The sequence below is a fragment of the Hydrogenophaga sp. PML113 genome (assembly GCF_001777155.1).
Classification (GTDB): domain Bacteria; phylum Pseudomonadota; class Gammaproteobacteria; order Burkholderiales; family Burkholderiaceae_C; genus Hydrogenophaga; species Hydrogenophaga borbori.
Genome location: NZ_MIYM01000004.1, coordinates 524,743 through 531,482, shown reverse-complemented (window position 1 = coordinate 531,482; position 6,740 = coordinate 524,743). Strand labels below are relative to the sequence as shown.

6 protein-coding genes are annotated in these 6,740 nt (G+C 65.9%); 3 read left to right on the top strand and 3 right to left on the bottom strand.

Annotated features, from left to right (window positions below):
* Nucleotides 1–141 precede the first annotated feature (141 nt).
* The gene (locus tag BHU06_RS10995; RefSeq protein WP_070399197.1) at nucleotides 142–1,248 is read right to left on the bottom strand and encodes a nicotinate-nucleotide--dimethylbenzimidazole phosphoribosyltransferase; all 1,107 of its coding nucleotides are present in this window, start codon (nucleotides 1,246–1,248) and stop codon (nucleotides 142–144) included.
* 7 nt (nucleotides 1,249–1,255) lie between these two features.
* Nucleotides 1,256–2,821 (bottom strand): threonine ammonia-lyase, biosynthetic, encoded by a 1,566-nt coding sequence (gene ilvA / locus BHU06_RS10990; protein WP_083293158.1) that lies wholly within the window; start codon nucleotides 2,819–2,821, stop codon nucleotides 1,256–1,258.
* A 211-nt stretch (nucleotides 2,822–3,032) separates the two neighbouring features.
* Here ilvA and BHU06_RS10985 point away from each other — a divergent pair, with 211 nt between their 5' ends.
* The gene (locus BHU06_RS10985) at nucleotides 3,033–3,482 is read left to right on the top strand and encodes an OsmC family protein (protein ID WP_070399195.1); all 450 of its coding nucleotides are present in this window, start codon (nucleotides 3,033–3,035) and stop codon (nucleotides 3,480–3,482) included.
* A gap of 24 nt (nucleotides 3,483–3,506) precedes the next feature.
* Here the strand turns inward: BHU06_RS10985 and coq7 are convergent, their stop codons facing one another.
* The gene (coq7, locus tag BHU06_RS10980) at nucleotides 3,507–4,169 is read right to left on the bottom strand and encodes a 2-polyprenyl-3-methyl-6-methoxy-1,4-benzoquinone monooxygenase (RefSeq protein WP_070399194.1); all 663 of its coding nucleotides are present in this window, start codon (nucleotides 4,167–4,169) and stop codon (nucleotides 3,507–3,509) included.
* Between the two features lie 245 nt (nucleotides 4,170–4,414).
* On the opposite strand from coq7, the gene BHU06_RS10975 reads away from it, so the two are divergent.
* Nucleotides 4,415–5,413: a porin gene (locus BHU06_RS10975; RefSeq protein WP_070399193.1), complete on the top strand. Its 999-nt coding sequence runs from the start codon at nucleotides 4,415–4,417 to the stop codon at nucleotides 5,411–5,413.
* A gap of 269 nt (nucleotides 5,414–5,682) precedes the next feature.
* Nucleotides 5,683–6,729, top strand: coding sequence for a porin (locus BHU06_RS10970; protein ID WP_070399192.1), 1,047 nt, complete (start codon nucleotides 5,683–5,685; stop codon nucleotides 6,727–6,729).
* Nucleotides 6,730–6,740: the final 11 nt, after the last annotated feature.

The window sequence follows — 6,740 nt, the reverse complement described above, 5'->3', positions numbered from 1 at the left end:
TCGACCTCGCGCGGTCAATCGCGCATGCTTATGGCTGTTCATCCGTTCTCCTGTCCTGAGTTGTTGCGGCCTGGTAACCACAGCTTCCCAGTTCCGGGACGGATGAACAACCTATTGAGACTTCACAGCTAGCGGGGGGCTTCAGGCCTCCAGCAGCGCCTGCGTGGCCAGCAGCAGCGGCCAGGCCAGCAGCGCGCCCGTGCCCTGGTTGATGTGCAGATCGAGGTCGAGCAGCGGCATGGCCTGCAGGTGGATCAGCATGAGCCGGTGCGCGGTGGCCGGCGAGCGCTGGGCGTAGACCAGGTAGTCGGCCACCGCCGGGCTCAGGCCGCGCGCCACCAGGGCGGCGGCGCCGGCCACGAAGCCGTCGACCAGCACCACGCGCCGCTCGCTGGCCGCCTGCAGCATGGCGCCGGCCATCATGGCGATCTCGAACCCGCCGAAGGCCGCCAGCGCGTGGATGGGGGAGATGGCCTGCGCATGCCGCTGGGCCGCGGCGGTGAGCTTGTCCAGGCGCTGGAAATGCACGGTGTCATCGAAGGCCGAGCCCGGGCCGTCGTCGCGCGGCAGGGCGTCCGCCATGGGCACGCCGCACAGGCGCGACAGCAGCAGCGCCGCGCTGGCCGGGTTGGCCACGCCCACCTCGCCCAGTGCCAGCACCGTGCCCGGCAGATGGCGCACCACGTCCATGCCCGCGTGCAGCGCGGCCACGGTCTGGCTGAGCGACATGGCCGGGCCGAGCAGGCAGTTGCGTGTGCCGTAGGCGATCTTGCGCGCCTGCAGGGTGGCCGGCGGACGGCCGCGCGCCGCCGGCGGCTGGGTGATCGGCGTGGCCATGCCGGCGTCGACCACGGTCAATTCAAAGCCGTGCTGGCGCGCCAGGGTGTTGACCGGCGCGCGGCCCGCGAGCAGTTGGGTGACCAACTCCGCGGTGGCGGACTGCGGCAGGTCGCTCATGCCCTCCACGGCCAGGCCATGGTCGGCCGCGAACACCACCAGCTGCGGGGCGTCGAACACCAGCAGGTCGAACGGCAGCGCGCTGCTGTGCTGGATGCGCGCGAGCTGCCCGGCCAGCCACTGCAGCTGGCCCAGGGCGTTGGAGGGCTGACCGTCGGGCTGCAGGCGCCGGTGCAGGGCGTGCTCCAGCGTGGTGTCGGCCGTGCCGGCGATGGCGGGCAGCTTCAAGCCCTCGACGGGCGCGAACGGGCGCGGTGCGTTGATAGGCGTGAGGGCGGGATCGCGCGCCATGGGGTGCTCAGCTGCGCAGGAACAGCCGGTAGGCCGGGTTCTGCGTTTCCTCGACATAGGGGTAGCCCAAGGTGTCGAGGAACTTGGCGAAGGCCTTGTCGTCCTTGGCCGGCACCTGCAGGCCGACCAGGATGCGGCCGTAGTCGGCGCCCTGGTTGCGGTAATGGAACAGGCTGATGTTCCAGCCCGGGCGCATGAGGCTGAGGAACTTGAGCAGGGCGCCCGGGCGCTCGGGGAAGATGAAGCGCATCAGGCGTTCGTCCTGCGCCAGCGCGGAATGGCCACCCACCAGGTGGCGCAGGTGTTCCTTCGCGAGTTCGTCGTGCGTAAGGTCCAGCGTCTCGAAGCCATGGCGCACCAGTTGCTGGGCGATCTTGGCGGACTCGCCCTTGCCCGCCGTGGTGAGTCCCACGAACACATGCGCCTGGGCGCTGTCGTGCATGCGGTAGTTGAACTCGGTGACGTTGCGCGCCGCGCCGGGCAGCGAGCCGATGACCTCGCAGAAGCGGCGGAAGCTGCCGCGCTCCTCGGGCATGGTCACGGCGAACAGGGCCTCGCGCTCCTCGCCCACCTCGGCGCGCTCCGCGACGAAGCGCAGGCGGTCGAAGTTCATGTTGGCGCCGCACAGGATGGCCGCGTAGGTTTGACCCTTGGTCTTGTGCGTGGCCACGTACTGCTTGATGGCGGCCACCGCCATCGCGCCCGAGGGTTCGACGATGCTGCGGGTGTCGACGAAGATGTCCTTGATGGCGGCGCACACGGCGTCGGTGTCCACCGCAATGAACTCGTCGACCAGCTCGCGCGCGACGCGGAAGGTTTCCTCGCCCACCAGCTTGACGGCGGTGCCGTCGGCGAACAGGCCGACGTCGGGCAGCGTCACGCGCTCCTTCTCGGCGACCGAGCGCATCATGGCGTCGGAGTCGGTCATCTGCACGCCGATGACCTTGATCTCGGGCCGCACGGCCTTGATGTAGTTGGCCACCCCGCTCACCAGGCCGCCGCCGCCGATGGCGACGAACACCGCGTCGAGTTGGTTCGAACCCAGGCTTTGGAGTTGGCGCAGTATCTCCATCGCGATCGTGCCCTGGCCGGCAATCACGTCAGGATCGTCGAAGGGGTGAACGAAAGTGAGTCCCTGCTTCTTTTGCAGGATGACGGCGTGGTTGTAGGCGTCGGTGTAGCTGTCGCCGTGCAGCACCACCTCGCCGCCGAGGCCGCGCACCGCGTCGATCTTGAGCTGTGGCGTGGTCACCGGCATCACCACCACGGCCCGCGCGCCTAGCTTGCGCGCGCCCAGCGCCACGCCCTGCGCGTGGTTGCCCGCCGACGCGCAGATCACGCCCTTGGACAACTGCTCGGGGCTGAGGTGCGCGATCTTGTTGTAAGCCCCGCGCAGCTTGAAGCTGAAAACGGGCTGCTGGTCCTCGCGCTTGAGCAGCACCGTGTTGTGCAGCCGCCGGGACAGCGCGCGCGCCGGGTCCAGGTTCGACTCCACCGCGACGTCGTACACCCGGGCTGTCAGAATCTTCTTGAGGTAGTCGGCGGGCGTCAGGTGGGCGGCGGGGGTTTTCATCACCAAGCATTATCTGCGGGCGAAAAAAAACCCGGACCAACGTTGCTGGTCCGGGTTTGAATCCACCCGTGGAGGGTAGAGGAGACAACCGAAAATACAATGACGTAAGTATATCGCCGGATTGCTGCGTTGCAACAACCCGACTCAAGTTGCCCTCTTTTTTAGAGCAAGGCCCTTAGAAAATGCGGGCTTTGTCACGGAGAACCCTTTCATGGAATGCACCGTCACCTGGACCGGCGCCAGCGGCACCCGATCGGCCATGGGCTTCGTTGCCGAAACCGGCAGCGGCCACGTGCTCGCCATGGACGGTGCGCCCGACGCCAACAAGCCCGAGAACGGCGGCGCCAACCTGGCGCCCCGTCCCATGGAGACCGTGCTCGCTGGGACCGGCGGCTGCACGGCCTACGACGTGGTGCTGATCCTCAAGCGCGGCCGCCACGACGTGCGCGGTTGCTCGGTCAAGCTCACCAGCGAGCGCGCCGCGGTCGATCCCAAGGTGTTCACCAAGATCCACATGCACTTCACCGTCACTGGCAAGGGCGTGCCCGCCAGCGCGGTGGAGCGCGCCATCGCCATGAGCCACGAGAAGTACTGCTCGGCCAGCATCATGCTGGCCAAGACGGCGGAGATCACGACCAGCTTCGATCTGGTCGACGCCTGAGCCTGCGTCCCTTGTTGGGGACGCTCAGATCCGGTGCGCCACGGTCGTCATGACCTTGGCGGCCATCCGCATCATCCCCTTCACGGGCGCCGGCAACTCGGCGGCCCCGGCCTGCTGGGCCTGGCGAGCGTGCCGGGCCTCGTCCAGTTTCATCTGCGCCACGATCGCCCGCGAGGCGTGGTCCTCGGCCGGCAGGCGGTCCAGATGGCTGGCCAGGTGGGCTTCCACCTGGCGTTCGGTTTCCACCACAAAACCCAGGCTGGGGCCTTGCCCCAGGCGGCCCGCGATCAGGCCGAGCCCGAAGGCGCCGGCGTACCAGAACGGGTTGAGCCGCGATGGCCGGCTGCCCAGTTCGTCGAGGCGGGCCTTGGTCCAGGCCAGGTGGTCGGTTTCCTCGCGGCCGGCCTCTTCCAGTTGCCGGGCCAGGGCCTCGTTCGATGCCTTGCCACCCGGTCCGGGCCAGCGCGCTGCGAAGGCTTGCGCGGTGTACAGCGCCTGGGCGCACACCTCGCCCACGTGGTTGACCCGCATTAGGGCACCGGCGAGGCGCCGGTCCTCGGTGCTCAGCGCACCATCGTCGTGCCGCTCGGGCACGGTGGGGCAGGGCTGGCTGGCCCGCGGGGCGGCGAACAGGGTGCGCAAGGCCGAATCGGCCGCAACCACCAGGGCGTCGCTGAAAGTGCTCATGAAACTCTCACGTTGAATCGGCGGTGGACTGGTGCGGGGAGTATGGTGCCACGCCATCTGTCTAAGGGTTACCCCTCGGAATCGTGGCAACGCTGCAACATCGGCACCACGCTGGGGCGGATCGAGGGTGGCAAACATGGCGGTGACCAGCTGTTTCTGATGCAATCCCCGCAGCTTCCTCAATGGAGGTCGGCTCGGGGGCAAAGACTTCCGGCCTCTTAACCCAAACCTTGGAGAATTCCTCGATGAAAAAGACCCTGATCGCTCTGGCTGCCGTCGCAGCCTCCAGCGCAGCACTGGCCCAGTCGTCGGTGACCCTGTTCGGCATCATGGACGTGAACGTTCGCCACACCTCGACCAAAATCGGCGGTGTCAAAACCTCGCTGACCGAAATGGGCCAAGACGGTACCGCTTCGAGCCGCCTGGGCTTCCGCGGTGTCGAGGACCTCGGCGGTGGCATGAGCGCCAGCTTCTGGCTGGAAGGCTCCCTGAACCCCGACACCGGCACGCCCGCTGGCCTGCAATTCCAGCGCCGCAGCACCGTGAGCCTGTCGGGTGGCTTCGGTGAAGTCCGTCTGGGCCGTGACTACGTGCCGACCTTCTGGAACCACACCGTGTACGACCCGTTCGGCACGAACGGTCTGGGCAACTCCATGAACATGTACTCGCCCAACGCTGGTCTCTTCCAGGCGACGACCGTGCGTTCGAACAACATGGTCTCGTACTTCACGCCGAACATGGGCGGCTTCCAGGCTCAGCTCAGCTACGGCTTCAAGGAAGTGAACACCGGCACCAGCGCCAGCGACTACCAAGGCCTGCGCCTGACGTACGCCAACGGCCCGCTGTCGGTTGGCTTCGCCACCGCATCGGAAGGCAACGTGGGCGCGGCCGACTCGCGCCGCACCAACGTGGGTGCTTCGTATGACTTCGGCTTCATCAAGCCGATGTTCAACTACACCACGTCGAAGGAAAAGACCGTCGACCTGAAGGTGAACAACCTGATGGTGGGCCTGACCGCCCCCGTGGGCCCGGGCCTGATCAAGGCTTCGTACACCCGCACCGAAGTGGAAGTGCCCGGCATCTCGGTTGATGGCAACCAAGTCGCTGTCGGTTACGAGTACGGCCTGAGCAAGCGCACCGCCCTGTACGGCAACTTTGCCCGCATCAGCGCCGACGCCGGTCTGCTGGCTGGTCCGGAGTACAAGCGCACCGGCTTCGAGCTGGGCATCCGCCACTCCTTCTGATGTCCCGCGGGCTTGGCCCGCTGGCGTCTGAAGTCAAAAGCCACCGCCTCGGCGGTGGCTTTTTTTTGCCTAGGGGGATTGGCCTGCTATTTGCTTAAGAGGTTTAAGAAGGTGGGATGACGTTGTTGCTTCATTGCCACGTTTTCCCCCTGTCTTGTGTAAAACCCCTAGGGGCAAACCCGTAACGTGCATGTCGATGGGTACCATCACTGCAGTTTCAGTCGTGTGAAACGTTTCCCAAACCGTTCCAAAGGAAAAGGAATCTCCCCATGAAAAAAAGTCTGATCGCTCTTGCCGTTCTGGGCACCTGCGGCGCCGCGATGGCTCAGTCGAGCGTGTCGCTCTACGGTATGGCCGATGTGTGGGTGGGCCGTGTCAAGACGGACATCACCGGTGTCGGTTCCGCCAGTGAGACCGTGCTGGAAAGCGGTGGCTTCAACACCAGCCGCCTGGGCTTCAAGGGCTCCGAGGATCTGGGTGGTGGTCTGAAGGCCAACTTCAACCTGGAAGGCGCGCTGGCCATGGACAACGGCACCGCCGGTGGCCTGAGCTTCAACCGCCAGTCGTGGGTCGGTCTGTCGGGTGGCTTCGGTGAAGTCCAGCTGGGCAAGCCCTGGACGCCGTACGACGACACCCGCTCGATGGCCAACGACACCTTCAACGCGAACTTCGCGTCGTCGTTCACCACCTGGCTTGGCTACGAAGACAACCCCAACAACACCATCCGCTACAACTCGCCCAACTTTGGCGGTTTCTCGGGTGCTTTCGCCTACTCGCTGGGTGAAGACCGCGCCAGCTCGCCGAACAACAAGGCCAGCAACCTGGTGTCGTTCAGCCTGAACTACGCCAACGGTCCGATCGTGGCTGGCTTCGCTCACCAGAGCCAGAAAGTCGAAGGCCTGAACGGCATCGACAGCACCGGCATCCTGACCGGCCTGGCCGCCACCGGCAAGACCACCTACAACCTGCTGAACGGCTCCTACGACTTCGGCGTCGTGAAGCTGGTCGGTGGCGTGAACCAGGCCAAAGTGCAGCCGGACGGCTTTGCTGACGTGAAAGCCAACGAGTTCAACATCGGTGTGGACGTGCCCCTGGGCGCCGGCTTCGACATCGGTGTTGGCGTGGCCCGTTCCAAGCTGGAGTCTGGCGGTACGGATCTGAGCAAGACCACCGGTTTCAGCATCGGCGCCAAGTACGCGCTGTCCAAGCGCACCTTCACGTACGCTGCCTTCAACCGCACCAAAGCCGAAATCATCGGTACCGGCGCGGAAGTCAAGAACACCCTGTTCGGCGTGGGCATCCAGCACAACTTCTGATCTTCAGAAGC